The following is a 24,696-nucleotide window of genomic DNA, read 5'->3' on the forward strand; positions in this document are numbered from 1 at the left end:
ACCTCTGCCTAATTGGATCGCCGCCTTGAATTGGTCTAACCTCTGGCTTTACGTCAGTCCCCCGATTGTTGGTGCAATTATTGGCTATTTCACCAACGATATCGCCATTAAAATGTTATTCCGCCCCTATCGGACTCTTTACATCGGTAGGCGGCGCGTCCCTTTCACGCCTGGATTGATTCCCCGAAATCAGGAACGCCTAGCCAACCGGGTTTCCGACACGATCATGGGGTCGCTGCTGACGCCAGAGGAATTGCAAAAGCTGGCGCGACGGCTGCTGCATACAGAACGGGTGCAAGGGGCGATTCTTTGGTTACTGCGACTGGCGCTAGAGCAGGTCAAACCCGATGCCGAGCAGAAAACCGCTAAAATTATGGCGGGAATTCTGCGGGATTTGCTGGGTGAATCGTTTCCCCGCCTGCTGAAAGTTTTAGCCCGCCGCGAGGATTTTCTGGAAGTCCAACTCAACCAAATTTTTGATAAGGTTTTGCTGGAATTTCAGCTGAGTGACGATCAGGCAAAGAAGCTTTCTGACTGGATATTGCAAGTGGTGCTACCACCAGATATGGTGCGGCAAGCTTTGGTGGATTTCCTGACTGACCGCAATATTCAAGTCATTGATGAAGGCTTTCGGGCAAAGACGAGTGGCACTTACTGGGTGGTGGCGAATTTGTTTGGTCTTCGCAACACTCTGACGCGCCTGCGGACGTTTTGCTTGGACGAAAAAGAGGAAACAAATCAACGTTTGACAGAGTTGATTGTCTCGTTAGGAATTCGAGAACGTTTGCAGGAATGGCTGCAAAATCTCTCTTTACAAAATTTGCCGGTTTCGACGGTGCGCCAGTTGCGTAAAACGATGCGCGACAGCGTCCGCAGTTATATTCAAGAGCATGGCGCTGACTTGTTGCAGGGATTGAGTGACTCTGTGGACTGGGAAAATATTGCCAAGTTAATCCTGGCTCGGCTGCGAACATCGCCTGCTGTGAATGCTTCTTTAGAAGTGGTTAGCAAAGAATTGGCTTTAATTTTAGAGCGCTATTTGGAGCGGGATCTGGAAAAAATTGTGGCTCAAGTGATTCCGATTTTGTCGATCGATCAGGTGATTATTGACCGAGTGAAGGGAACATCGGCGGCGGAATTGGAAATGGCAATTCAAGGCATCGTCAAAAATGAGCTGCAAGCAATTGTCAATTTGGGGGGCATCTTAGGGTTTGTCGTGGGTTTGTTGCAGGGGGTTTTGCTGTTGCTGCGTTAAGGTGTGCAAAAATTAACACGGTTCGTCTCGGAGTCGTTGGTAAGCTATGGCTTGGGCAGCTGGGCAGAGGTTATACGGCGATCGCTATATCATCGAAAGACCGCTCGGTCAGGGTGGTGTTGGGATTACCTATCTTGCTAAAGACAGAAAAGGCAATCAAGTTGTCATCAAGACGCTGAAAGAGGATGTCCTCAACAACCCAGAACTCGCTTCGTTCCGGGACAAATTTCAGCGGGATTTTCGAGATGAGGCGCTACGTCTCGCTTTGTGTCGTCACCCTCATATCGTGCAGATTGAAAACGCTTTTCAGGAAGGCTCGCTTCCCTGTATGGCGATGGAATATGTGGAAGGGGAAGATTTATGGAAGCGGGTGAACAAGTGGGGACTCCTGTCGGAAACAGAAGCACTGCGCTACATTCAGCAGATTGGCGAAGCGCTTACCGTCGTTCACGATAAAGGTTTGCTGCATCGGGATGTCAAGCCGCACAACATCATGCTGCGTTCTGGGAAATTAGAGGCGGTTTTGATTGATTTTGGGATTGCACGGGAGTTTATCCGGGATACTACCCAAGCTCATACTCAAGCCTTAACTCACGGTTTTGCACCCATTGAGCAATATGCTGAGGAAGCGAGACGAGGCGAGTATACGGATGTCTACGCCCTAGCCGCAACCCTGTATTATTTACTCACGGGAAAGCGTCCGACTCCGGCTTTTGCCAGGGCTGCGAAAGTTCCCTTAGAGGCACCGAGGCAAATTAATTCTAGTATTAGCGATCGCGTTGAGCTGGCAATTCTCCTGGGGATGGAGTTTGAACCCGAAAATCGCCCTGCTTCAGTGCAAGCTTGGTTGGATTTATGCAATTTCAGCAGCCTGAATCAAGATGCGGCGACGTTACCGATACGAAACGTTGAATCAGTCATCACTATGCCTGATACCACGCTTTCCACGACAATGTTTGTCCCTTTGGACGCTTTCCACAACAATCTGAGTCCGGAGGCGGGGGAAAATTACCGTCAATTGCGAGATTTATTGGCAGCAGGGAAGTGGAGAGAAGCCGATTTGGAAACGGCGGCGATTATGCTGAAGGTAGCCCATCGGGACGAAGAAGAGTGGCTGGATTACGAACACATCGAATCGTTTCCAGGGCAAGATTTACGTACTATCGATACTCTTTGGGTAAATTACAGCAACGGACGCTTTGGCTTGAGTGTCCAGAAGCGCATTTACCAAGAGTGTGGAAATAATTTTGTCACGTTTGGCGATCGCGTGGGTTGGCACATTAACGAAACTTGGTTGTGGTGGAATGACCTCAATTTCACTTCGGATGCTCTCCCCGGACATCTTCCGGGGTGGCGAGTCGGGGGTTCGGGGGGTGTCTGGGGTTGTTTTGTAACGGTTGGCGAGTCGCTGCTGGCGCGTCCCGATTTGTAAGCCGATAAACAAAGAGCGATCGCTTTGTTTTGAAGAAGCTGGCTAGCAATATATCTAGAAATGAATTCTTAAACAAGTTGAGTTTGAAACTTTTCCATTGCTTGTTTTTTCTGAGAATAGACACTCCGCAACCTCCGCAATTGAGCCTCTGACAGCACAGATTTAATGACGCCCAGCAATTCACCCCATCTGTACATTTCTGCCAAGGAAGGGACTGTCTGTAGTTTCTGCTCGTAAAATTTTACCCAAAAGCCGGGGGCTTTATATTGATTCTTTCGCCAACGCTTGCGCCATCTGAGGAAATCTTTGGCAGTGGGTGTCTCGACGTTTAAAATCGGTGGCAGATCCGCATAGCTGACAAACGTACTCACGCCTTTGCCAACAACGTGGATAACATATTGCCAGCAGTCGATCCGATATATCTGTTCGGGGTTGAGATTGAGGAGGAGGGCGATCGCTTCTTTCGTAACAAACCGAGCCAATTGATGAACAACCCTTGATCCTGGCTGTGAGCTTGATATCATAAGAATTAACTCCAATATCATGGAGTTTTTGTGGAATTAGCGATCGCTCTTCAGTTTCCGACGCCAAAGGGCGATCGCTTTTTACTGGATAAAATATTTTAGTCGAAATTTAAACTCTATGTCAAGAACAGAATTAATAAAGTTGCGGATTAGGGAGTTTGCCGCCAAAGAGGGCTGGACGCTGAAGGAAGTTTCCGAACGTTCCGGAGTGTCGTACAGCACAATCAAAACTTATGCAGTGTCGCCGGGAATGGTGATGGCTGACTTAGCTGCTTTACGAAAGTTAGCGCGAACCTTTGATGTGTTGATTGAAGATTTGTTGGAAGTGGTGCAGGAATAAGCGATCGCATCGGCAAGTTAAAAGGATTAAATGCGATCGCTTCTAACTACCAATTGTGGACAATAATGCAATGAATTAACATCAACGACATCATTGCAGCAATCCTAGCGAATCGGGTTCGGATTACAGATCATGCTGATGAAGAAGCAGAGGATGACCAACTCTTATTTGATGAAATCTACTTTTCCGTCCTTTATGGCGAAATCATAGAACACTACCCAAATGATGCTATTAGAAAATTGCCCGGTTTGTAGTGGTATGGTCAAAAAAGAAGTAGAGAAAATACTGCGTGGGGGCAACCACACGGCTGTTTTAAAAGTATCGGCAGAAGTTTGTCTAAGCTGCGGGGAAAGATTGTATTCTGTGGAAACGGTTAGGCGATTTGAAAACATTAGAGCCAAACTGAAGCGTCAAGAGACAGAAGATTTTCAACCGATAGGGCAATCTTTTCGAGTCAGGTAAGGAGGCGAGAAGCCGAATCATCGCGGCATAAGCTTTGCGATCGCTCTCTCCAAATCTAAGTGTTCACAAGCGATCGCTTCTGGCAAGATAAGGAGAAACGTCACATTCACAAAGGTGATCAGATGCTATGCGCTTGAAGCGAATCCTTGGCTTTTTAGTGTTGTGTGTGGGGGTTAGCAGCCTCTTCATCTGGCGAGAAGGGCGATCGCTACCTGTCTCCCAAGCTCAACCTCCACCTCTGCCGGAGGGGGTGCGATCGCAGACTGATGTGCCCTATGTGCCAACGCCTAACCAGGTGGTGACAGCGATGCTGAAGATGGCAGGCGTCACAAAAGATGATGTCGTCTACGATCTGGGTTCTGGCGATGGAAGGCTGGTTATCGCAGCAGCGAAGCAATTCGGCGCGAAGGGTGTCGGTTTCGAGATTAACCCCCGACTGATTCAGGAAAGTAACGAAAAAGCTAGATTAGCAGGTGTGAGCGATCGCGTGAAGTTTGTCGAGCAAGATTTGTTCCAAACTGACCTTAGTGACGCTACCGTAGTGACGCTTTACCTGCTGCCTAAAGTTAACATCCAATTGCGACCGAAACTGCTGCGCGAACTCAAACCGGGAACGCCCGTTGTCTCTCACCAATTCGACATGAAGGAATGGAAACCTGACCGCACTGAAGTGTTGCGGGTCGGTTCTCGCATTCACAGAGTTTTCTACTGGGTGATTCCAGCACAGGTAACAGGAACCTGGCAATGGAATATGCAATCCGTCGGGAGCAAAAATCCCTACACGCTGCAACTACGTCAACAGTTTCAAGAAGTTACGGGAACGGTGAGAATGAGCAATGGGGAAATACCGATTACTGAGGCAAAATTAACAGGCGACCAACTTAGCTTTAAAGTTACACAGCCGAAGCAAGGGAAGCTAGTAACAATGCAGTTTAATGGGCGCATTTCTGACAACACCATTATTGGAAGCGTGGATATTTTAGGCGGTGCGAAAGTAGACAGACGCAACTGGGCAGCCCGACGCTAATGCTAAATTGGTCAAATTCCTTTGGTGCAAGGGTTTTACATTCTACTGTAACCAGAGTAACAAACATCCCGATAATTACCCGAATTAGGGGAGTTAGAAAGATTGTGTCAGTCTAAGTCTAAATAATAGTTAACCTGCTTCGTCTCTCGGTGGGCGCGTACCCTAAGATTGCCTGTAGGGTGTCATCATTATTATTCGTGAGGGCATAACTTTTATTTACCGAGAAACTAATATACTTGATCCTTCACGTCCTGTTCTTCTTTCAGATATCTGTAGTGTTCCACAAGAGGACTCGTAATTAACTGGTTTAATTCTCCCCTATTCCTCACAGATTCAATCATTCTGTAAGCATTTCTAATGTTTTTTCTAAAAATCTCAATTTCACTTTGGTGAACTTCGGAATCATCTATTTTAAAAATATCTTCTAGACCAACGAATGAGCCTACAACGTGAACTGTAATTGCCTCATCCAAATAAAAACTATGTTCATCTGTTAACATAGCGACTTCTAGACCTACAAAATATGCAATTCTTTGCTTCTCCTTAATTGAGAAATTTTCTAATTCAAGTAGTTCTTCGATGACGCCAACAGCTAGTTTGATTTTATAAAAAAGAGTTTCATAACTTTCCAAACGATGGTTAGATAATTTATGATTATTTTTGAATTTATCTTCGTTTGAAATTGGCAATAAAGCTGGTGGGAAAATTTGAGGATATTCAAATTTAATTGCAGGATGCTTTACATCTAGAAGAAGCCTAAGCCATTCAATTCCATATATTTTAAGTTTCCAACTGTATTGATTACAAATATCAGCAATAGCTTTATCTCTTTCACCTGCTGTTGGTTGAGAAGTCGTAATAAAAACAAGCTCATGACAGGTGTGACTATGACCAGCAATTTTTGCAGCATCGGTTGCGAGCTTATACTTCCAATCGTCACGTACACTGTAAGCAAATATTGTGACTTCTTGAGATTTGTTAACGTGTATGGCGTCTCTTCCTTTGTCCTTGAAACCACCAAGCGGCTCAACAGATGAATATCCTTCTAAAAACATCAGGTCGTGACAAAGACGCTCAAACTCAGAATAGTCTGTCAGCTTTTCGAGACAGTAAATAGTTAGGTTAGCAGCCATCCAAGTACTCGTGGTTAAGATACGTTAGTACTAAAATATTTTAGCAACGTTATTGGTAAAGTTGAGAGTATAGCAGTCCTAAATGATTCGTGAAGGCGAGATCCCCGACTTCTCCAAGAAGTCGGGGATCTGAGGCGCTGGCATCTCACGACTCAAATAGGATTGCTATAGTTGCATTGCAGCATGCTAACACGGCAGTGCAGCGGACGGTCGAAAGCCACTGGTGCCTAGTTCGGTATTATCTGCCGCAGCTGGCTTTAGCCGTTAGTGTAAAACTTTGTTTTTGCTCAGATGAAGAACGTTATTTTCTAGCACTCAGAAACTTCATACATAAACTCAGTAGTTACCAGCACTTCTGATTTACAAGTTTATTTTTTGAGGACATCTGTACTGAGCAAAATTTCGTTATTTTCATCGTCAATTAGCGATCGCACTCTGGTGCTAAGTTTAGGGCTGTCTATGACGTACCAAATAAATGTATGAGTGTCCAGCAGTTGCCTCATTACATATAATCCTTGAAGTCTTCTAGCGTCTCGTCAAAGTCATCAGATATTGTAACTAACCCTTTAGCACTCCCAGCTTGGCGGCGACGCTTAACTGGCGACACTGGCACTAATTTGACAACAGGTTGGTTGTCTTTCGAGATCGTGACTTCTTCACCACGAAGTGCCGCCTCGATTAAGTTGGGCAGATATTTAGATGCCTCAGCGAGATCGATTTGTTGCATAACTGTTACCCTCTTTTTTATTCATCTTCCATCTTTTCTGAAAAATCCGTGTCTTGATACACTTGGTCAAGCGCCTGCTGTTGAGTACGACGAGAAGGACGACGGTATTTTTTGGCTTCTAACCTGGGTTCGTATTGACTGTGCCCTTTACCCTTGGTTTTCATTTTCAGGGTGGCGTCGGGATCGGCTTGTTGGTTTAGGTGAGTAGAAAGAGCGATCGCATCTTTCAGAAAATCTAGATAATGCTCGTAACGTTCCCAATCCCCCCGCACCGCACAATTCGGCTCATCCCGATGCAGGCAATCACTAAATTGACATCGGGCAACGGCTAAGCGCTGCCGTGCTTCTGGGAAATAATGCACCAACTCTTCCGGAGTCGCATCCAAGTCTGGTTGGTTGAAGCCTGGGGTATCTGCAATGAATCCGCCTGTCGGTAATTCAAACAGTTCAACGTGTCGCGTAGTATGACGCCCTCGGCTGAGTTTGCCGGAAACTTCCCCGACGCGCAGATTGATACTGGGAATGAGATAGTTGACGATGCTCGATTTCCCAACGCCAGAAAGACCAGCAAAGATAGTAATTTTATGATTCAGCTGATGCTGGAATTCTTCAAGACCTGTGCCTGTGTGGACGCTGATAAATATCGGTTGGTAGCCCCACCCTTGCAAGCGATCGCGCCATTGGTTGAGTTGGTCAGTTGTCACCAAATCGCTTTTATTTAAGCAAAGGCAGACATCTAAGCCAGTAGTCTCTCCCTTTACCAGGAAACGACTCAATTGATAGGCATCCAACGTGGGTTCTTCCAGGGCAAAAACCAGAATAATTTGCTGGGCATTTGCCACTGGAGGACGATCCAGTTCAGTTTTGCGGGGTAAAACTTCGGCGATCGCACCCCGTCCACCTGCCCAGTCGGCTTCCTCAATCAGAACGCGATCGCCTACCATCACCTTCTGACCTATTTTTTTCAGTCTTGCCCGACGAGTACACAACAGAAAGGGAGTTATGGGTGGGGTGTGAACTCCCAACTCCGGACTGCTGAAATCTAGCCGCACTTGGTAGAAATTCGCCTGCACAGCCAGCACCGTCCCAATTAACTCTGAAAATTGCTCCTCCGTCTTCTCTCTCGGCGGCAGCGAAGGGGGTACAGAACTCATAGGGAAGCTGGACGCCGCACCCTCAGGGCAAAAAAGCCTGTGCGGTCTTCAGACGCAATGAATCGCGTCTCTACAATTGTGTAGCCTGCCATCGCTAAACTATCAGGAACCTGCTCAATTGGCTCACCCGGATCTAGCCACACTTCTAATAAGGTGCCGGGTGCCATTTGTTCCAGGCGGAGTTTAGTCCGAACGAAGTTAATCGGGCAAGGCGTCCCCCGCAAGTCCAGCTGAGCGTCCGGCACATCCGTTGCAGTCGCTGGATTGTTTATCACTTGAACAATCCTCCCAAAAATCCTTCTAAACCGCCTTTCCCAGTGCGATCGCCTTTGATTTTAGCCAACTTCTCTAGCAGTTCCCGTTCTTCAGCCGTAATCCGATTGGGAATATCAATTCCTACATTAATCAGGTGATCGCCCCGGCTGACTGGGTTCCCTAGTTTGGGTACGCCATGATTTTCTAGCGTCAGCACCGTATTCGGTTGCGTTCCCGCCGGAATTGTTAACTCTACCGGCCCATCAACTGTATTCACTTCCAGACGGCATCCTAAGATCGCCTGCAAGTAGCTAATCTTAATCTCTGACAGGACGTTAATCCCATCCCGCTGAAACTCTGCGTCTTCCTCGACAAACAAATAGACGTACAAATCTCCCGGAGGGCCACCGCGCAGACCGGCGTCTCCTTCTTTAGAAACGCGCAGGCGGGTTCCATTGTCTACCCCTGGAGGGATAGTAATTTTAAGCTTTTTCGTCTCCTGTTTGCGACCGACGCCTCCGCAAGTTTCACACTTGTCCTCAATTACCTGCCCTTCACCGTTACAGGTGGGACAGACTGAGACTTGGGTAAAGCTACCAAACGGAGTCCGTGTCGCGCGACGCACTTGACCGGAACCACTGCAAGTCGGACAGGCTCGCGGTCGCGTTCCCGGCTTGGCACCCGCACCGTTGCAGGTAGCACAGGTTTCTAGATGGGGAATCCTGATTTCTTTTTCGCCCCCAAACACGGCTTCCCGAAATTCCAACTTTAAATCTAACCGCAGGTCGTCACCGCGAACCGGGCCGCTACGTCGGCGAGCAGCAGTTTGACCCACGCCACCCCCAAACCCACTGAAGAAGCTTTCAAAAATATCGGCAAAGTTCCCGATATCGCCTAAGTCTGGGCCAGCTCCGACACCAGAAGCCACCCCGGCTTCCCCATAGCGATCGTAGCGAGTCCGGGTTTCTGGTTCCGAAAGGACTTCGTAGGCGCGATTAATTTCTTTGAAGCGTTCTTCCGCCCCTGGCTCTTTATTGACATCCGGGTGATATTTCCGGGCCAGACGGCGATAGGCACGCTTCATTTCCTCTTTGTCTGAGTCACGGGAGACCCCGAGAATTTCATAGTAGTCGCGGGCCATAGAACACTGCTTCTTTAGGGGTTAAGGGTTAGGAGAAATGAAAAATTAAAAATTTAGAGATTCTTCAATTTTTCATTTTTAATTATTCATTTTTAATTGATTTAGTCAACTGGCTCGTAGTCAGCCTGAACGGTATTATCGTCATCAAACTTAAAGTCGTCGTCATCGGGTGTGGAGTCAGGCTCACTAAACTCTTGGGATATGCCACTTTCCAGGCTTTCGTAATCATCCTGTGACTCCCGTCCGCTGGCTTGCTGGTACACGGCGGCACCAATCGCAAACAGTGTCTGTTGAAAATCGTCAATCTGTTGTTTGATCTCCTCAACACTGATTGAGGGGTTAGCCAGCGCCGCTCGCACCGCTATAGCCTTCTTATTTGCCTGCGTCTTGAGATCCTCGCCAACCTGAGCCCCGTTGTCATTCAACGTTGATTCATAGCTGTAGAACAAGCTATCAGCTTGATTTTTCAGCTCCACTACTTGTATCCGACGCCGGTCTTCTTCGGCATAGGTTTCAGCTTCGTGCCGCATCCGTTCGACTTCGCTGGCATTCAAGCCGCCGGTATTGCTAATCCGGATACTCTGCTCTCTCCCAGTGCCTTTGTCTTGAGCCAATACTTTGAGAATTCCATCAACGCCGATTTCAAAGGACACTTCAATTTGAGGGACGCCTCTGGGAGCGGGGGGAATTCCTGCTAGTAGGAATTTGCCAAGACTTTTGTTGTCTTTCGCCATCGCCCGCTCACCCTGCAAGACGTGAATTTCCACGCTTGTTTGTCCGTCAGTGGCGGTGGAAAAAACTTGAGATTTCGTGGTGGGAATTGTGGTGTTGCGCTCAATAATTTTTGTGAACACTTCTCCCAAGGTTTCAATGCCCAAGCTCAGGGGAGCAACATCCAATAGCAGCAGATCCTCGACTTCGCCGCTTAAGACGCCACCTTGGATCGCCGCTCCCAGCGCCACTGCTTCATCCGGGTTGATCGACCGATCGGGTGCTTTACCGCCAAAAAACTTCTTAATCGCATCTTGAACGGCAGGAATTCGGGTTGAACCTCCTACCAGGATAATCCGGTCAATCTCATTGGTCGTCAAACCGCTGTCTTTGATCGCCTGAGCCACTGGCTCAATGGTACCTTCCACCAACTGGTTGACGAGTTCTTCAAACTGGGCACGGGAAAGTTCCATCTCCAAATGTTTAGGTCCGGTTTCATCGGCGGTGATGAATGGCAAATTGATGGAGGTGCTGCCCATGTTGGAAAGTTCTATTTTGGCTTTCTCCGCTGCCTCCCGCAGCCGCTGGAGAGCCATTTTGTCGGTTCCCAGGTCGATGGAATCTTGCTGTTTGAAGTTTTCGATCATCCAGCGGACAATGCTGTTGTCAAAGTCATCTCCGCCTAGGTGGTTGTTTCCAGAGGTAGCTTTGACTTCAAAAACGCCGTCACCCAATTGGAGTACGGAAACGTCGAAGGTGCCGCCGCCTAAGTCAAACACCAGAATGCACTGCTCTTCATCTTGTTTATCCAAGCCGTAGGCAAGAGCGGCTGCCGTGGGTTCGTTGATGATCCGTAAAACTTCCAGTCCGGCAATGGTACCGGCGTCTTTTGTCGCCTGCCGTTGGGCGTCTGTGAAGTAGGCAGGTACGGTGATTACTGCCTGGTCTACCTGTTCGCCGAGAAAGTTTTCTGCATCCTGCTTTAGCTTTTGCAGGATCATCGCTGAGATTTCTTGGGGGGTGTAGTTGCGTCCCCGAATTTGGACATCGACGGTATCATCGCGACCTTTGATACAGGTGTAGGGCACGCGCGATCGCTCTATTTCGGTGTCATCCCAGCGGCGACCGATAAAGCGTTTAATGCTGTAAACCGTATTTTCGGCATTGGTGACAGCTTGCCGTTTCGCCAGTTGACCGACCAAGCGATCGCCTCCCTTGCCAAATCCCACGATACTTGGGGTCGTTCTCCCGCCTTCTGTGTTAGAGATGACAATGGGTTGACCCCCCTCTAAAACAGCCACGCAACTATTGGTCGTGCCCAAGTCGATGCCAATGACTTTTCCCATAGCTAGCTGTAGTAAAGGTGTGCAGGATTTGTTGAGTAGCCGTTGAATTGTTTGCCTGGTATGGTTCGGACCAGGCACCAAATTTCCATCAACTTGATTGTAATTTCTGACGCCTCCAACCGTCGATGCAGTGCGTCAAACTCCATTAACTTTCGCCAGAAAGCGGATGACCTTCCTCTGAGGGTACCACGGGCTCCATAGCCGCAGCAACTTTGACTAGGGCGTGGCGCAAGACGCGATCGCCCAAGAAATAGCCCCGCACTAGCTGTTCGCTCACGGTGCCTTCTGGATACTCATTCGTTGGCTCCCGCATTACGGCTTCGTGGAGATTGGGATCGAATTCTTGACCCTCCGGACGCATGGGAGATACTCCAATGCGCTTGAGAGCGTCCGCCAGCTGTTTGTAGACACTCTGGTAGCTTTTGTGGATGCTCCATTCGCTATCAGTTTGCGGCTTGATCTGCGATCGCGCCCGCTCAAAATTATCCACTACGGGCAGTAACTCAGTAATGGTGGCGCACTTGATCTGCACCTCCGAGTCTTCCTTCTCTTTGAGAGTCCGCTTGCGGAAATTTTCAAAATCTGCGGCTATCCTCATGTACTGAGTTTTGAAAGAATCACACTGTTGCGTGCGTTCTTCCACTTGCGCTTTTAAAGCCTCCACTTCCCGCGTCAATGCTTCTATAGCCGCTGAGTTGCTGGCTGCTTCTGCGTTACTTTCTTCTCCTCCGATTGCTCTGGATGTTGCAGCGGCTTCTGATACCGCATCAGTTTGGCTTGTTCCATACACTGACGCATCAGATGAAGGTTCTCCATTCACGGTTCCCGTTTCCGATAATGGTTCATCCCCCATTCCCTGTGCCACCGCCTGGTCATCAACCATTGGAGGTAAAGTATTGTCTTGCTGATTTTCTTCCTCGTTCATTGGGCTCTCATCCCAGTTAAGAGACTGCTCGCGCTCATTTTATTGGTAGTCCTGTCTATGTCGCCAGTACCACCTCCCCTTCTGTATCAGGTTGGTGTCTCACCGCTCCCTAACTTAGGGATGGAGAGAACAGGCGCATCGCCACAAAACTTTCCCCTTTTTAGAATCATAGTGTGCCCAGGCATCCTGCCAATACTATTTACGGCTTTTAGCTTAATTTTATAACCAGGCTTGGGTGGGAAAACCGTATAAACACGCCAACCCTACATTGTGCCAAGCTATGCCATCTGCTAGCATTTGCACAAAATTTTCTTTATAGAAGCGATTGCCTACTTTCAGATTGTAACGTCATCTTCACGAATTTCCGGACACCCCTTGAGCGAGTGGGCGTGCCAGACACCAGAATCCAGACACTAGACTATATATGAATCGCAAAATAAATTAAGACAATCCTGCGCCTAAGACTTGCTTAAGGCTATTATCGTGAATGTTCCATACCATGTTCAGCCTTACACGCTCTTTGTCATTAACCAAGTCATGCCAGAGTCTTCCAATGCTCCGGCAGGTCTTACATCTTATAAACTTACAGCATCGTTGTACGGATATTACTGCTTGCGGCTAGTGAGGAGCAACATTGGCCAGTAGCGTCAGCTTTGCCCCCAAATGCGCCGCAACGACTCAGAATAAATGATGAAACGGTTTGGGGATACGGCGGGGGTGCCAGCCCAAGTCGGTTGTCTAAACCGTAAAAATTTGGTTTTTGGCTGAAGATAGCAATTTTGACTCATGGTTTTGGGAACAATTTGTAAAGAGGTATTCTCACGGATCTATGACTCAATCCTCACCACGAAATCGCGCCCTTGCTGTCCGCAATGAGTTTTCGCCCTTCGGCAACCAGCTGATTCAGGCAGGCTATGTTGACACCGACCAAATGCGGCAGGCTATGGTCGAAAGCCGCAAGTCTGGTAGACCCTTAACCGAGGTTCTAGAAACGATTACTGGGCGATCGCTTCCTCCAGATTTGCTACGTCAGTATAAAAAACAACAGCTTTTTGAACTCAAAATTCTTTACGGAGTTGAATCTCTAGATCCGGAAATCAGCCAAATTCCCACTCCTCAAATTGGGTCTTTGATTGAAACCCTGATTCCGATTGATATCTGTAGTCGCTATAAACTGGTACCCTTAACGAAAAATGACACCCAGCCCCCTTCGGTGCTGGTGGCAATGGTCGATCCGGATAATTTAGCGGCTCAAGACGATCTCAACCGCATCTTGCGACCCCAGGGCATCGCCTTGCAGCGAATGGTGATCACTCTGGAAGACTGTTTGAATCTGATTAACCAATACAAAGATGAGCAAACAAGGAAAGAGGAAGTAGCGCGAATCCAAAAGTCTGTAGATGTCTCAGACGTTCTGGATAATTTGAACGACTTAGGAGATGCGCCTCCGGAAGTTGAAGATGACCTGAATGTAGCGGATGCACAGGGCGCTCCCGTCATCAACCTGGTCAATAGAATCCTCCTCAAGGGGCTGCAAGAGAATGTTTCAGACATTCATATTGAACCCCAAGAAGAATTCTTGCGCGTTCGCTTTCGCAAGGATGGGGTGCTACAACAAGCCTTCGAGCCGTTCCCGAAAAAAATCATCCCAGCCGTCACAGCTCGCTTCAAAATCATGGCTGAGCTAGACATTGCCGAGCGGCGGATGCCTCAAGATGGGAAGATACGGCGGGTGTTTGAAGGGCGCAAGGTTGACTTTCGGGTGAATACCTTACCCAGCCGCTACGGCGAAAAGGTGGTGTTGCGAATTCTCGATAACTCTGCCACCCAGCTAGGTTTGGACAAGTTAATTTCCGATGCAGAATCGCTAGCAATTGTCAGAGAAATGGCAAGCCGTCCCTTTGGCTTGATTTTGGTAACTGGCCCAACCGGGTCTGGTAAATCTACCACCTTATACTCGGTGCTGTCAGAACGGAACGATCCGGGGATTAATATCAGTACGGCAGAAGATCCGATTGAGTATGCCTTACCTGGGATTACTCAGGTGCAGGTGATTCGAGAGAAGGGGATGGATTTTTCCTCGATCTTAAGAGCCTTCATGCGCCAAGACCCGGATGTGATTCTGGTGGGTGAAACGCGGGACAAAGAAACGGCAAAAACCGCAATTGAAGCAGCACTAACCGGACACTTGGTGCTGACAACCCTGCACACCAACGATGCCGCTGGTGCGATCGCCCGTTTAGACGAAATGGGCATTGAGCCATTTATGGTATCGGGTTCGCTGATTGGCGTCCTGGCGCAACGCTTGATGCGGCGTGTTTGTACCGATTGTCGCCTTTCCTATCCACCCACTTCACAAGAACTCGCTCGATTTGGTTTATCGGTTTCTGGAGACGGGGATATTACCTTCTACAAAGCCAATACTTTACAACCCGATGAAGCGAAAGAAGCCAAAAGCAGAAATGCTCTGTGCCAAAAATGTAATGGCATTGGCTATAAGGGACGTGTGGGTGTTTATGAGGTCATGCGCGTGACCGAACGGTTGCAAGGTTTAATCAGCCAAGGTGCCCCCACCGAGCGCATTAAAGAAGCAGCCGTGGAAGAAGGGATGAAGACATTGCTGGCCTACAGCTTAGACCTGGTACGCCAAGGTTATACCACTCTCGAAGAAGTAGAACGGGTGACATTTACAGATTCTGGTCTAGAGGCAGAACTCAAAGCCAAGCGCAAGAGCGGTCTAGAATGTCTAACTTGCACTGCTGAGTTAAAACCAGAGTGGCTAGATTGTCCTTACTGCATGACGCCTCGCTTTTCCGAATAAATGTCAATCGTCATATCGCTAATGGCGAATGGCACGTCCCCTAAGCTACGCCCTTAGTCAAGGAAAAATTAGCAACTGAGAAATCAAGAATCACCCCAGGAGACAGCCTCATGGAATTAATGATTGAAGACTTGATGGAGCAACTCATTGAAATGGGCGGCTCAGATATGCACATTCAAGCAGGAGCGCCGGTTTACTTCCGCATCAGCGGGAAACTCAACCCCATCGGTGACGAACCGCTTCCTCCCCAGGAGTGTCAGAAACTCATCTTCAGTATGCTGAACAATACGCAGCGTAAGGAATTAGAGCAAAACTGGGAACTAGACTGCTCTTATGGAGTTAAGGGATTGGCTCGCTTCCGCGTCAATGTGTACAAAGAGCGGGGTTACTATGCGGCGTGCTTAAGAGCGTTGTCTTCTAAAATTCCGAACTTTGACCAGTTGGGTCTGCCAGATGTCGTGCGGGAATTGACTCACAGACCGAGAGGAATGGTGTTGGTGACTGGACAAACGGGTTCTGGTAAAACTACCACCCTTGCTGCCATGCTCGACTTGATCAACCGGACGCGGGCAGAACACATTCTAACGGTGGAAGACCCGATTGAATATGTTTACCCGAACATCAAGAGCTTGTTTCACCAGCGTCAAAAAGGCGAAGATACCAAGAGCTTTGCAAATGCCTTGAGAGCCGCGCTCCGGGAAGACCCGGATATTATCCTGGTGGGGGAAATGCGCGACCTGGAAACGATTGGTCTGGCGGTGTCAGCGGCTGAAACTGGTCACTTGGTGTTCGGCACCCTGCACACCAGCTCCGCAGCAGGCACTATCGACCGGATCTTGGACGTGTTCCCCCCAGAGCAACAGCCCCAAATCCGCGCTCAGTTGTCTGGTTCGTTATTGGCAGTTTTCAGCCAATGCTTGGTGCCCAAACACAACCCGAAACCCGGTGAATATGGTCGGGTGATGGCTCAGGAAATCATGCTGGTAACGCCAGCGATCGCTAACTTGGTTCGAGAAGGAAAATCTGCTCAAATTTACTCTGCTATCCAGACTGGAGCAAAATTGGGAATGCAGACGATGGAACAGTCTCTAGCTGGCTATGTCAAAGCTGGCTCCATCTCCTTTGAGGCGGCGATGAGCAAATCATCTAGACCTGAAGAATTACAGCGTATCCTGGGAACATCGCCAGCGACGGGGGCAAAAGCTGGCGCTCGGTAGGTTCGAGGCGGTGTAAAACCTATTGCACTAAGCTTGTGTGATGCCGGTTGACAGACCGAAACATATTCGGTCTGTCTGGACTACCTGGCAGCGCTCAGCAGAAATTGTCAAAAACCTCCCCGGAAGACACCCTCCAATTACAAAAAATTTCCTTTGAAAAGCCATTCTTCTTCTTTCATTTAGAGGTGATTGATGCCTACCTATATTGCTGATGTTCGGGACTCTAAAGGAGCCGCTAAGAAAGACAAAATTGTTGCCGACTCCCTTGGCAATGCCCGCGACGCCCTGCGCGAAAAATGGGTTTCTGTTGCAAATATCAAAGAAACTCAAAGCTTTGACCTGAGCAAATTAAACCTAAAAGACTTCCAAACGTCTTTATCGAAGGTTACAGTCAAGGATAAAGCCGTCTTTTCTCGTCAATTTGCCGCGATGGTCAACGCGGGTGTGCCGATTGTTAGATGCTTGGGTGTGCTTTCCGAACAATGTACCAATCCCAAGCTCAAAAAAGCGCTTGTGGAAATTAGCTCTGAGGTTCAACAAGGTGTGAATCTCTCGGATGCTATGCGTAAACATCCGGATTGTTTCGATAATCTCTACGTCAGTATGGTGCAAGCCGGTGAGGTCGGCGGTGTCCTTGATGAGGTACTCAACCGATTAGCCAAAGTCCTAGAGGATATGGCACGCCTGCAAAACCAAGTCAAAGGGGCAATGGCATACCCCGTGGCGGTGGGAATCTTGGCCATCATTGTGTTTATTTGTATGACGGTGTTTTTGATCCCGATCTTTGCTGGCATCTTCAAAGATTTGGGGACAGAATTGCCTGCGCTGACCCTGTTCATGCTGTGGATCAGCGAAATCCTCAGAAGTTGGAAGATCATCATTCCTATCATCACTGTCATCGTTGCCTCTTTTCTTTACAGGCAGTATTACAAGACGCCGGTTGGTCGTGTGACGATGGATCGCTTTTTCTTGAAAATGCCGCTATTGGGTGACTTGAATGAGAAATCATGCATTGCTCGCTTTTGCCGCATTTTTGGAACCTTGACTCGTTCTGGAGTGCCCATTCTCACTTGCATGGATATTGTGAGAGATACGGCGGGGAACCAGGTAATTGCCAACGCGGTGGATGCAGCCAAGCTAGACATTCAACAGGGTGGGATGATGAGCTTAGCTTTGCAAAAAGAGCAAGTTTTCCCAATACTGGCAATTCAGATGATTAGTATTGGGGAAGAGACAGGTCAGTTAGATGGCATGATGATGAAAGTGGCAGATTTCTATGAAGATGAGGTTGAGCAAGCGGTGAAAGCACTCACCAGTGTTCTGGAACCCATCATGATGGTGGTATTAGCGGGGATGGTAGCGGTGATTTTGCTTTCGATGTATCTCCCCATGTTTGCAGTGTTTGACAAACTAGGCTAATCAATTTCAGGTTTTGGATTTTTCTCATTCCTAGTTTTGTCTGGGAATGAGATTTGGGATGGAGGGCTGATGGTACTTAACGATGACCTAATCTCCAATCTAAGATTGAAAATTTAAAATCAAAATATGTTTGTTAAGCAATCCTATTACGAAGCTAGCTTGGCGGAGTACAGTAACCTGTCTGGAGCGATCGCACTGCTCAAGCAGCACCGACCTTATCTGGAGATGATTCCCAGTATGCGCCGGTCTGAGGAGAGCGCGATCGCCATTCCTTTGCCGGTGGTGCGGATTCGCCATGCCATATCTAAAGCAGAAAGCGGTGGCGTTGTCACATCTAGAGGGGAAGCGATTCGCTTGCCCTGTGATGTGGCAATTTTAATGTGTGACCCCGAATGGAAAATCAAAATGGGGGTGGAGATTTTTGTCTTCATCCACCGTCCCCAAGAAGACTTCTCCGAGTTGTTGAGTCGTTGGCGGCAGACGCAGGTGTGGCTGGACAAAGAATATGAGTGGTTGATGCCGCCTCGCCATCAACACATTTTCAGCGAGGGCGCTGACAAGCTATATCCCTTGTTTGTGGGATTTCCAGAGACGCCAGAACGAATTAAGCGAGGCTTAATGGGAGCCTGTCTCCCCTTTGTCATCCAGACACCAATGTTAGATGTTGAGGAGCAGGCACAGGAATCTTTTTTGCCTGAAAGTCCAAACCTTTGAAGGTTGAAGCAGGTTGATGTGAGCTTCAACCTGCCCACTTTCAACCTGTTAACTACTTGACAAACTGCGGCATGACTTCGGCGGCGGTAAACAAACCGTAGATGCCTCGACGATGGAGTGCTACTCCAGCTTTGAGATAACCGAAGGCAGGGCCGCAGACATTGGCTGCCATACTGGTTTCATCGCCAAGCGTGAAGGTATGGGTAGAAATCTTGCCTTCAAAGGTGCGACCCGTCACTTGGACATTTGTGCTGAGTGGTTTTTTGGGATTGCGGGTATCGACGACGCCGCCGACCGTAACGCGATCGCGCGGACAAATCCCAGCCAGCTCCAGCATCACATCATCAGCGTGTTCCATATTCTCCAGAGCCAGGATGCCGTTGGTTTGATCCAGCAATGCTTCCACCTCGGCATCACTCATGGCTCTGGCGCGTTCCACATCGTAGCCTGGTAGATGGGCAATATCTTCCCGAATCGTCGCTCGGTAAGCTTCCCAATTTGCAATTCCTACCCCAAACGTAATCTTGACGCTGTGGATTTCGGCGTAACTTTGGGCGGCAAGAGCTGCTGCTGCTGTCAACAATCCAGGCGTCGCCCCACAGCCAGTCAGATAAGTAATTCCTGCTGCAAGAAGTTCCTCTTGCAGCTCCAGTAGCTGCTCGACAGCGCTGGTACGCTTCAGGGCGTCTACCAGAACACCCTGCCAGCCGGATTGAATAAATTGCCGCGCAATGGACGCCATAAAGGTGTTGGGCAGATTGGGTAGCGCCAGGAAATATCCATCCACCGGCTTTGCTCGTTCCATTAAGTCCTGAATGCTCTGGCTGCTGAGGGTGCCTGTAGGCTCTAAATAGCCAAGCGTTCCTTGTGTCTGGTAAATCGCAATGCTGGCATCTGGATCTAACCCTTGGGCGGCGTAGGCATAACCTTTCTGGTCAGCCGCTGCCACCCAGATCATCTCGCGTTTTGGTGCCAGCACTCTGGCGGCAGCCTGCCCCAGTCCACCGAAGCCTAAGACGCCCACTCGAAGGGGGGTTGGGGAGTTGATTGAACCTGTGATTTGCTCTGCACTCATAGCGTCTTCTTGCAATTGAACAAACTTTAATTATCCTGGCTTCTGGACGCGCCGTTTCGTTCACTTAGATGAGCCAGCGCGATCGCATCTTTGCCAGAAGTATGTTGGCTTTTTTGCCCGATTCCAGACAATTTCTCTATCTTGACGCAGATGGAAAGTTAAGCGACACTGACAAATAATCAAAGTACAACTCGCTTTATTAATTAAGTTTTGTTACCTTTTAACTCGTTGTGACTCAATTGCTCAACACTTAAGCAACATTAATTTATTAATACCCCAGCGAGTCAGTTCTTAGAAAGATGTCTTATACGGCGGCATCAGCAGTACGGTTCGTGCCGTCGCCTAACTTGAGCAATCCCTAACAAATGAGCATGGAAACGCTAGAGTTTATCATTTATCCGGATGGTCGGGTGCAGGAGAAAGTCACCGGAATTACTGGAAAATCCTGTGCCGAAGTGACTGCTGCTATTGAAGCCCAGCTGGGTCTGGTACTAAATCAAGACCCGACTTCTGAATTTTTTGCCTCAGCCTCAGCCATTCATCAGACTGCGGCGGCGACAGCCGGGGCAACATATAGCGAGTGGTAAGTTTTTTTTGAGTCCAGCTTAATTCATTTGAAAAAATCGCCATGTCACACTTTAGCAACATCAAAACTCAAATCCGTAACCTTGTTTCTTTAGAAGCTGCTTTAACAGACCTGGGAATTGACTGGAAATCTGGCCCGCAAACAGTGCGCGGCTATCGCGGTCAAACCCGTACTGCTGAAGTTGCCATTGAGCAAGAAAATGGTTATGACATCGGCTTTAGTTGGAATGGTCAGGAATACGAACTCGTTGCCGACCTACAATATTGGCAGCAAGCGGGTTCTGTAGAGCGTTTTCTGAACCGAGTGACTCAGCGTTATGCTTACCACACGGTTGTCAAGGAATCGGCGATGCAGGGCTTCCAAGTTGCCGAGCAAAAACAAAATGAAGATGGTTCAATCCGCCTAGTTGTACAGCGCTGGAGTGCCTAATGTCTGATTCCCCAACTCCTGGACAGCCAACTCCCGAACGTTCTGGCCTGGAGCCTGAGTTAGGTGGTATTTGGCGGGATGCGCCGGAGCGTTCGGGTCTGGAGCCGGAGTTGGGTGGCACCCTGCGGCAAAAAGGTGTATATGTTGATGAAATAACCTGTATTGGCTGCAAGCACTGTGCCCATGTCGCTCGCAATACTTTTTATATTGAGCCAGATTATGGGCGATCGCGTGTAGTTCGGCAGGATGGAGACTCGCAAGAAGTCATTCAAGAAGCCATTGATACCTGTCCGGTCGATTGTATCCACTGGATCGATTACACGGAGCTGAAAAAGCTCGAACAAGAGCGGCAATATCAGGTGATTCCATTAATCGGATTCCCGACTGACCATGCGATTACTGCTGTGAAGAAGCGGCAACAGAAGTTTAAGAAAAAGCAACAGAAACCCGTAGACTAAAGGTTTGCTGGTATAAAAAAGCCTGTTTGCACGGGCTAAATAAATAAAACCCCCAACAGCACGCAGCTGTTGGGGGTTTTATTTAAAACTCAGTTTCTAACGAGAAACCCCTTGCACGACTGGACGGACGCCAGAGCCAGGGAACGGTTCTGGAGTACCCAACCAGTTAAAGTCATTAATCCGAAAACTGATGGAACCCAGCTCCAAAACCGGGTTGTAACGCAGGACAATGTTGTAGGTGCGGCGGCTGTATTCCAGAAAGTAGTCGGTACTGATGCGTTCGCTAGTATTTAAATTGACCGAAGTTTGAAAACCAAGGCGAAACGGACCATAAATCTGTTGGGTAATCCCAGCGGAAAGGACGCTGGTATCCACGAGGCGGTCAAATAAGAAAGGTGATGTGCCACCACGAGCAACTTGAGAGTAAGTAACATTAAACCCGGTGTAATCTAAAAAAGGTCGGGAGAAATGACCGAATTGCCCTTGCAGCCCAATGTTCCCGCTCAGGGAGTCCTGGCTATCCCCACTGCTGTAACCACTATAAACGCCGGTGACGCCCGTCGTTAATTGCAGGTAGGGAACAACTGGCACGGGTGTGTAGCGCAATCCTTCGGTGGGGGTGGCAGGCAAAGCTTTACCCTGCCAAAGTAAAAAGTTGCGGTTGAGGGAGGCACTCGCTTGATAGCGACTGAGACTGACGCGATTGTTGGTTCGCACGGGATCGAGCAAGTCTAAACGGTCTGTATCTGCATTAATGAACTGGGCACCAGCTTGATAAGTGAGGCTGACGCCAGTATTTCCTAAGGGAATGACCGGAGAAGTCAGAACTGCGCCTAAACTACTCTGAACGGTTTGAAAGCCGAGGGAGCCGTTGAACAGGCGATCGCGGTAGCTATATTCTAAATTCAGAGTGTGGGGGTAACGGGTGCCGATAATCTGGCGCAGCCGCAGGCTCGCTCGTAGCTGGTCTTCTGCGATCTCGTCCGGATCTAGACTGGTGAAAACAGCCGACCCTCTCAGGGTCGTAGTGGGACTGAGGGTGGCATCCAGTCTAGACCTGAGACCAAACACGGAGGGATCGAGGAAACTCCCCTCAGAAACGGCTTTTTGAAGAAAATATTGCGGTGTCACGCGCAATCGCACGCGGTTATTAGAAATCAGTTGAAAGGTGCGTTCCGCAAACACACCACCTCGGTCTTCAGCATCATAGCCGAAGGTGACGAGACCCGGTTCGCTCTCGCTCCGGTCAATCACTCTGCGATCTTGAAAAATGGGGATCGAAAAACCCTGGTCAAAAACGGCGCGAGAGCGAGTGGTGGTAATTTCATCTACCAGGGGCGAAATCCGCCTGAATCTGGCTGTATCTGCCCGTACCTCAAGTTCTGGTGGCGAAAAGGGGTCGTTGGTTAGCCGAACATTGGTGGCAAACGCTCCTTCGGAGTCGAAATCTACCCGATCGGCTTGAAAGCGCAGTCGGTTAATTGCGCCCCCTTGCTGAAAGGACTGCTGGTTTTGGATGTTCCGGTTAGTCCCAAAGACCAGTCCATAGCCGCCGGGACTGGTGATATTCGAGACGGGTTGGTTAGCGGTAATGCGATCGCTTAACGGTCGCACTGAGGCAGCAGCAGCACTGGCATCATTGGGTAAAGGGCTAGAAAAATCTGCCCCCGCTGAAGGCTGGTAAATCTCGCCACTGGCATTTAAGAGGAAGCCGCTATCCTGGGCAAAATAATACTCAAAGCGATCGCCCCGCAGCACTTGTTCGCCTCTCGTCAAGGCGACATTCCCGTCGCCCACCACAATGCGATTCGGCAAGTTCACTTGTAGCCGATCGGCATCTACTACAGCACCCTGGTAGCGCAAGAGAACATCGCCTTCTGCCGTAACGACTTGTCGATCTACGTCGTATTCTTGCTGGTCAGAAGTTAATTCCACAACGCCTCCCGTACCGCCAGAAGTCGTAGGTGGCGTCGTACCGGGTGCGGGTGCTGGTTGATTTTCTGGCGTAGGAGGTGCCGGTGCTGATGCCGGTGCGGGTGCCAATTCCTCTTCAGGCCAAGGCTCACCCTCCGACACGGGCGCTGGAGGAGCAGATTCTATCGGAGTTTCACTCGGCAGAGATTCCGGAGATTCTGGGGGTTCTGGGGGTTCTGGAGGCTGTTGATTGACACTCGGTAGCTGAGATACTGGCAGCTGCTTCTGCAACACAGGAGTTGCCGTGCGTTCTTTTGCTATTGCAGCCTTACTTCCATTGCGATCGCTAGGTTCTGACTCTTGACTTTCTACCGACGAAGCATCAAATTCAGCAACGGTCGGCAAATCCTGGTCTGGGTATGCGTAAGGGCGAAGCCGTTGTGCTGACAATGCAGGGTCATCATTCTGGTCTTTCTGCACAGATGCTTCTTCCCTACCACCCCGATTCCTGACAATCGGATGCCCCACTGAAATTGGGGCACCAAGCGGGGCAGCATTCCTGGTAGGGATAGAAATAACAGAGATAGAAGAAGACTCCGGCGCAAACGTTTCCGGCTGCGTCGGGGCAGCAAGGGTCTCAGGTTGCAGGGTTCGGCTTGAATCCGATGCAATCGTTTGAGCGGAGGCAGCTAGAGGAGTGACATCCTCAGGCGGCAACGTGTTGATAATCGCAGGCGGTGGGGGCGGCGGGACTGGTTGGGGCATCTTCTAGCAACAGGAGTTGAGCGGACAGCACCAATGCCTATCCTCAACTGCACTCTGAGTAGGGTGCCTCGCAGTGGACTGCTGCCCCGACATCGGCTGCGAGGCATAAAGCGATCGCTGTCTATTCGAGATCCCGGCGTTTTGGGTTACGGGAAGGATCGCTGGACAAAAATCCAAACACAAAGAGCAGGCTGAAGAAGGCAACGACTATATAAACAACAATTTTGAGAGTCACCATACCGATATCTACTCCAGACGGGAAAGGCTGAATGTTGCTGCCTTAAAGGCAGAACAACTTTCTCATAATACCGAAATATTGCTTCATTTTTGCCTTGAGCCTGGAGTGATTGTTGACCTCAAGCGGTGAGTTTAGCCGTCGTTTGAGCTGCTTAAACTGCTCTGACGATTGCCAGAGCGCGAAGTTTCCCTCGCGATCGCTTTGTTGTTATACCACGAGATCGCACCCGGTTCATGCCTTTTGACTTTACCTATAGCTCAAAATCGAGTAAATTGCAGAACTTGGAAATACTGGGATATTTTCTAGGGTCTGATCCCAGCTTGCTAAGGTGTTTGGGAAGCGCCAGGAGGATAAACACGCGACGATTCTGCCCAATGAGTTAGTCACAGTCGTGGCGATTCAGAGCATTATGCTACTGGTGGTGCCGAAGGGCAGCTAGCTCGTGAGAAGCTATGTTAACCGCTTTTAGGCGATCGCTCCCGCGCTAGGAGAACTTCTCCAAATAAATCTTCGCAATTTTCCTGAAAAAACCAGGATTCTGTATTAAAAGCGGCAGCTTGCTCAGGACAACCAGACAAAGGGATAAATATTGGCAGTGGTAAAAAAGAGTATAAAGAGCATCCAACTT

At 49.0% G+C, this 24,696-nt stretch carries 26 protein-coding genes; 13 read left to right on the forward strand and 13 right to left on the reverse strand.

What is annotated here, in order from left to right:
• Positions 1–25: 25 nt before the first annotated feature.
• Positions 26–1,255, forward strand: coding sequence for a DUF445 domain-containing protein (locus ACFW2W_RS27310; RefSeq protein ID WP_378185232.1), 1,230 nt, complete (start codon positions 26–28; stop codon positions 1,253–1,255).
• Positions 1,256–1,301: 46 nt separating this feature from the next.
• Positions 1,302–2,687, forward strand: coding sequence for a GUN4 domain-containing protein (locus tag ACFW2W_RS27315; RefSeq protein ID WP_378185234.1), 1,386 nt, complete (start codon positions 1,302–1,304; stop codon positions 2,685–2,687).
• A gap of 68 nt (positions 2,688–2,755) precedes the next feature.
• Here ACFW2W_RS27315 and ACFW2W_RS27320 read toward each other — a convergent pair whose 3' ends face one another.
• On the reverse strand, positions 2,756–3,169 hold the full coding sequence (locus ACFW2W_RS27320; RefSeq protein WP_378185236.1) for a hypothetical protein: 414 nt from the start codon (positions 3,167–3,169) through the stop codon (positions 2,756–2,758).
• Positions 3,170–3,329: 160 nt separating this feature from the next.
• Here ACFW2W_RS27320 and ACFW2W_RS27325 point away from each other — a divergent pair, with 160 nt between their 5' ends.
• The 4 genes from ACFW2W_RS27325 to ACFW2W_RS27340 all read left to right on the forward strand — a co-directional run bounded on the left by ACFW2W_RS27325 (position 3,330) and on the right by ACFW2W_RS27340 (position 5,040).
• Positions 3,330–3,551, forward strand: a complete 222-nt coding sequence (locus tag ACFW2W_RS27325) for a helix-turn-helix transcriptional regulator (protein ID WP_190413812.1) — start codon at positions 3,330–3,332, stop codon at positions 3,549–3,551.
• 122 nt (positions 3,552–3,673) lie between these two features.
• Positions 3,674–3,805, forward strand: coding sequence for a DUF4258 domain-containing protein (locus ACFW2W_RS27330; RefSeq protein WP_378185304.1), 132 nt, complete (start codon positions 3,674–3,676; stop codon positions 3,803–3,805).
• Complete coding sequence (locus ACFW2W_RS27335) at positions 3,774–4,013, forward strand: YgiT-type zinc finger protein (protein ID WP_378185239.1); 240 nt, start codon at positions 3,774–3,776, stop codon at positions 4,011–4,013. Before ACFW2W_RS27330 ends, ACFW2W_RS27335 begins: the two co-directional genes overlap by 32 nt.
• Positions 4,014–4,140: 127 nt before the next feature.
• Positions 4,141–5,040, forward strand: coding sequence for a class I SAM-dependent methyltransferase (locus tag ACFW2W_RS27340; protein WP_378185241.1), 900 nt, complete (start codon positions 4,141–4,143; stop codon positions 5,038–5,040).
• Between the two features lie 227 nt (positions 5,041–5,267).
• Here the strand turns inward: ACFW2W_RS27340 and ACFW2W_RS27345 are convergent, their stop codons facing one another.
• The 8 genes from ACFW2W_RS27345 to grpE all read right to left on the reverse strand — a co-directional run bounded on the left by ACFW2W_RS27345 (position 5,268) and on the right by grpE (position 12,432).
• The gene (locus ACFW2W_RS27345) at positions 5,268–6,173 is read right to left on the reverse strand and encodes a hypothetical protein (protein ID WP_378185243.1); all 906 of its coding nucleotides are present in this window, start codon (positions 6,171–6,173) and stop codon (positions 5,268–5,270) included.
• 368 nt (positions 6,174–6,541) lie between these two features.
• Positions 6,542–6,676, reverse strand: a complete 135-nt coding sequence (locus ACFW2W_RS27350; protein ID WP_378185245.1) for a hypothetical protein — start codon at positions 6,674–6,676, stop codon at positions 6,542–6,544.
• Positions 6,676–6,900, reverse strand: a complete 225-nt coding sequence (locus ACFW2W_RS27355) for a type II toxin-antitoxin system Phd/YefM family antitoxin (protein WP_378185247.1) — start codon at positions 6,898–6,900, stop codon at positions 6,676–6,678. The genes ACFW2W_RS27350 and ACFW2W_RS27355 overlap by 1 nt, the downstream gene beginning before the upstream one ends.
• Positions 6,901–6,917: 17 nt before the next feature.
• Positions 6,918–8,054, reverse strand: a complete 1,137-nt coding sequence (gene rsgA, locus ACFW2W_RS27360) for a small ribosomal subunit biogenesis GTPase RsgA (RefSeq protein ID WP_378185249.1) — start codon at positions 8,052–8,054, stop codon at positions 6,918–6,920.
• The gene (locus ACFW2W_RS27365) at positions 8,051–8,326 is read right to left on the reverse strand and encodes a sulfurtransferase TusA family protein (protein ID WP_378185306.1); all 276 of its coding nucleotides are present in this window, start codon (positions 8,324–8,326) and stop codon (positions 8,051–8,053) included. The genes rsgA and ACFW2W_RS27365 overlap by 4 nt, the downstream gene beginning before the upstream one ends.
• The gene (gene dnaJ, locus ACFW2W_RS27370) at positions 8,326–9,450 is read right to left on the reverse strand and encodes a molecular chaperone DnaJ (RefSeq protein WP_378185251.1); all 1,125 of its coding nucleotides are present in this window, start codon (positions 9,448–9,450) and stop codon (positions 8,326–8,328) included. Before dnaJ ends, ACFW2W_RS27365 begins: the two co-directional genes overlap by 1 nt.
• Before the next feature lie 101 nt (positions 9,451–9,551).
• The gene (gene dnaK, locus ACFW2W_RS27375; RefSeq protein WP_378185253.1) at positions 9,552–11,507 is read right to left on the reverse strand and encodes a molecular chaperone DnaK; all 1,956 of its coding nucleotides are present in this window, start codon (positions 11,505–11,507) and stop codon (positions 9,552–9,554) included.
• A gap of 145 nt (positions 11,508–11,652) precedes the next feature.
• Complete coding sequence (grpE, locus tag ACFW2W_RS27380) at positions 11,653–12,432, reverse strand: nucleotide exchange factor GrpE (RefSeq protein ID WP_378185255.1); 780 nt, start codon at positions 12,430–12,432, stop codon at positions 11,653–11,655.
• 829 nt (positions 12,433–13,261) lie between these two features.
• Here grpE and ACFW2W_RS27385 point away from each other — a divergent pair.
• The 4 genes from ACFW2W_RS27385 to ACFW2W_RS27400 all read left to right on the forward strand — a co-directional run bounded on the left by ACFW2W_RS27385 (position 13,262) and on the right by ACFW2W_RS27400 (position 18,603).
• On the forward strand, positions 13,262–15,253 hold the full coding sequence (locus ACFW2W_RS27385) for a GspE/PulE family protein (RefSeq protein ID WP_378185257.1): 1,992 nt from the start codon (positions 13,262–13,264) through the stop codon (positions 15,251–15,253).
• 110 nt (positions 15,254–15,363) lie between these two features.
• On the forward strand, positions 15,364–16,470 hold the full coding sequence (locus tag ACFW2W_RS27390) for a type IV pilus twitching motility protein PilT (protein ID WP_378185260.1): 1,107 nt from the start codon (positions 15,364–15,366) through the stop codon (positions 16,468–16,470).
• 192 nt (positions 16,471–16,662) lie between these two features.
• Positions 16,663–17,889 carry a type II secretion system F family protein gene (locus ACFW2W_RS27395; protein ID WP_378185262.1) on the forward strand — a complete coding sequence of 409 codons (1,227 nt, stop codon included), beginning with the start codon at positions 16,663–16,665 and terminating at the stop codon, positions 17,887–17,889.
• A 126-nt stretch (positions 17,890–18,015) separates the two neighbouring features.
• Entirely contained in the window at positions 18,016–18,603 is a 588-nt protein-coding gene (locus tag ACFW2W_RS27400) for a hypothetical protein (RefSeq protein WP_378185264.1), read from the forward strand.
• A 52-nt stretch (positions 18,604–18,655) separates the two neighbouring features.
• Here the strand turns inward: ACFW2W_RS27400 and ACFW2W_RS27405 are convergent, their stop codons facing one another.
• Positions 18,656–19,678, reverse strand: a complete 1,023-nt coding sequence (locus ACFW2W_RS27405) for a saccharopine dehydrogenase-like oxidoreductase (protein ID WP_378185267.1) — start codon at positions 19,676–19,678, stop codon at positions 18,656–18,658.
• A 371-nt stretch (positions 19,679–20,049) separates the two neighbouring features.
• Here ACFW2W_RS27405 and ACFW2W_RS27410 point away from each other — a divergent pair, with 371 nt between their 5' ends.
• Genes ACFW2W_RS27410 through ACFW2W_RS27420 form a run of 3 tightly spaced genes read left to right on the forward strand, consistent with a single transcriptional unit; the run spans position 20,050 to position 21,151 of the window.
• Entirely contained in the window at positions 20,050–20,265 is a 216-nt protein-coding gene (locus ACFW2W_RS27410; protein ID WP_378185269.1) for a DUF2997 domain-containing protein, read from the forward strand.
• Between the two features lie 41 nt (positions 20,266–20,306).
• The gene (locus ACFW2W_RS27415; protein WP_378185271.1) at positions 20,307–20,693 is read left to right on the forward strand and encodes a DUF1257 domain-containing protein; all 387 of its coding nucleotides are present in this window, start codon (positions 20,307–20,309) and stop codon (positions 20,691–20,693) included.
• Complete coding sequence (locus tag ACFW2W_RS27420) at positions 20,693–21,151, forward strand: ferredoxin (protein WP_378185273.1); 459 nt, start codon at positions 20,693–20,695, stop codon at positions 21,149–21,151. Before ACFW2W_RS27415 ends, ACFW2W_RS27420 begins: the two co-directional genes overlap by 1 nt.
• Positions 21,152–21,247: 96 nt before the next feature.
• On the opposite strand, the gene ACFW2W_RS27425 is transcribed toward ACFW2W_RS27420, so the two are convergent.
• From ACFW2W_RS27425 to ACFW2W_RS27435, 3 genes are all read right to left on the reverse strand, one after another.
• Entirely contained in the window at positions 21,248–23,830 is a 2,583-nt protein-coding gene (locus ACFW2W_RS27425; protein ID WP_378185275.1) for a DUF3769 domain-containing protein, read from the reverse strand.
• 121 nt (positions 23,831–23,951) lie between these two features.
• Positions 23,952–24,068, reverse strand: coding sequence for a photosystem II reaction center protein I (locus tag ACFW2W_RS27430; RefSeq protein WP_190413836.1), 117 nt, complete (start codon positions 24,066–24,068; stop codon positions 23,952–23,954).
• 455 nt (positions 24,069–24,523) lie between these two features.
• Positions 24,524–24,646: a hypothetical protein gene (locus tag ACFW2W_RS27435; protein WP_378185278.1), complete on the reverse strand. Its 123-nt coding sequence runs from the start codon at positions 24,644–24,646 to the stop codon at positions 24,524–24,526.
• Positions 24,647–24,696 lie beyond the last annotated feature (50 nt).

This window comes from Coleofasciculus sp. H7-2 (assembly GCF_042747725.1).
Taxonomy (GTDB): domain Bacteria; phylum Cyanobacteriota; class Cyanobacteriia; order Cyanobacteriales; family FACHB-T130; genus FACHB-T130.

Excerpts from the sequence above, each read along its gene's own strand:
- ACFW2W_RS27315 (WP_378185234.1), top strand. The coding sequence starts at position 1,302 with ATGGCTTGGGCAGCTGGGCAGAGGTTATACGGCGATCGCTATATCATC.
- ACFW2W_RS27325 (WP_190413812.1), top strand. The coding sequence starts at position 3,330 with ATGTCAAGAACAGAATTAATAAAGTTGCGGATTAGGGAGTTTGCCGCC.
- ACFW2W_RS27335 (WP_378185239.1), top strand. The coding sequence starts at position 3,774 with ATGATGCTATTAGAAAATTGCCCGGTTTGTAGTGGTATGGTCAAAAAA.
- ACFW2W_RS27340 (WP_378185241.1), top strand. The coding sequence starts at position 4,141 with ATGCGCTTGAAGCGAATCCTTGGCTTTTTAGTGTTGTGTGTGGGGGTT.
- ACFW2W_RS27345 (WP_378185243.1), bottom strand. The coding sequence starts at position 6,173 with ATGGCTGCTAACCTAACTATTTACTGTCTCGAAAAGCTGACAGACTAT.
- ACFW2W_RS27350 (WP_378185245.1), bottom strand. The coding sequence starts at position 6,676 with ATGAGGCAACTGCTGGACACTCATACATTTATTTGGTACGTCATAGAC.
- ACFW2W_RS27355 (WP_378185247.1), bottom strand. The coding sequence starts at position 6,900 with ATGCAACAAATCGATCTCGCTGAGGCATCTAAATATCTGCCCAACTTA.
- rsgA (WP_378185249.1), bottom strand. The coding sequence starts at position 8,054 with ATGAGTTCTGTACCCCCTTCGCTGCCGCCGAGAGAGAAGACGGAGGAG.
- dnaJ (WP_378185251.1), bottom strand. The coding sequence starts at position 9,450 with ATGGCCCGCGACTACTATGAAATTCTCGGGGTCTCCCGTGACTCAGAC.
- dnaK (WP_378185253.1), bottom strand. The coding sequence starts at position 11,507 with ATGGGAAAAGTCATTGGCATCGACTTGGGCACGACCAATAGTTGCGTG.
- grpE (WP_378185255.1), bottom strand. The coding sequence starts at position 12,432 with ATGAACGAGGAAGAAAATCAGCAAGACAATACTTTACCTCCAATGGTT.
- ACFW2W_RS27385 (WP_378185257.1), top strand. The coding sequence starts at position 13,262 with ATGACTCAATCCTCACCACGAAATCGCGCCCTTGCTGTCCGCAATGAG.
- ACFW2W_RS27390 (WP_378185260.1), top strand. The coding sequence starts at position 15,364 with ATGGAATTAATGATTGAAGACTTGATGGAGCAACTCATTGAAATGGGC.
- ACFW2W_RS27395 (WP_378185262.1), top strand. The coding sequence starts at position 16,663 with ATGCCTACCTATATTGCTGATGTTCGGGACTCTAAAGGAGCCGCTAAG.
- ACFW2W_RS27400 (WP_378185264.1), top strand. The coding sequence starts at position 18,016 with ATGTTTGTTAAGCAATCCTATTACGAAGCTAGCTTGGCGGAGTACAGT.
- ACFW2W_RS27405 (WP_378185267.1), bottom strand. The coding sequence starts at position 19,678 with ATGAGTGCAGAGCAAATCACAGGTTCAATCAACTCCCCAACCCCCCTT.
- ACFW2W_RS27410 (WP_378185269.1), top strand. The coding sequence starts at position 20,050 with ATGGAAACGCTAGAGTTTATCATTTATCCGGATGGTCGGGTGCAGGAG.
- ACFW2W_RS27415 (WP_378185271.1), top strand. The coding sequence starts at position 20,307 with ATGTCACACTTTAGCAACATCAAAACTCAAATCCGTAACCTTGTTTCT.
- ACFW2W_RS27420 (WP_378185273.1), top strand. The coding sequence starts at position 20,693 with ATGTCTGATTCCCCAACTCCTGGACAGCCAACTCCCGAACGTTCTGGC.
- ACFW2W_RS27425 (WP_378185275.1), bottom strand. The coding sequence starts at position 23,830 with ATGCCCCAACCAGTCCCGCCGCCCCCACCGCCTGCGATTATCAACACG.
- ACFW2W_RS27430 (WP_190413836.1), bottom strand. The coding sequence starts at position 24,068 with ATGGTGACTCTCAAAATTGTTGTTTATATAGTCGTTGCCTTCTTCAGC.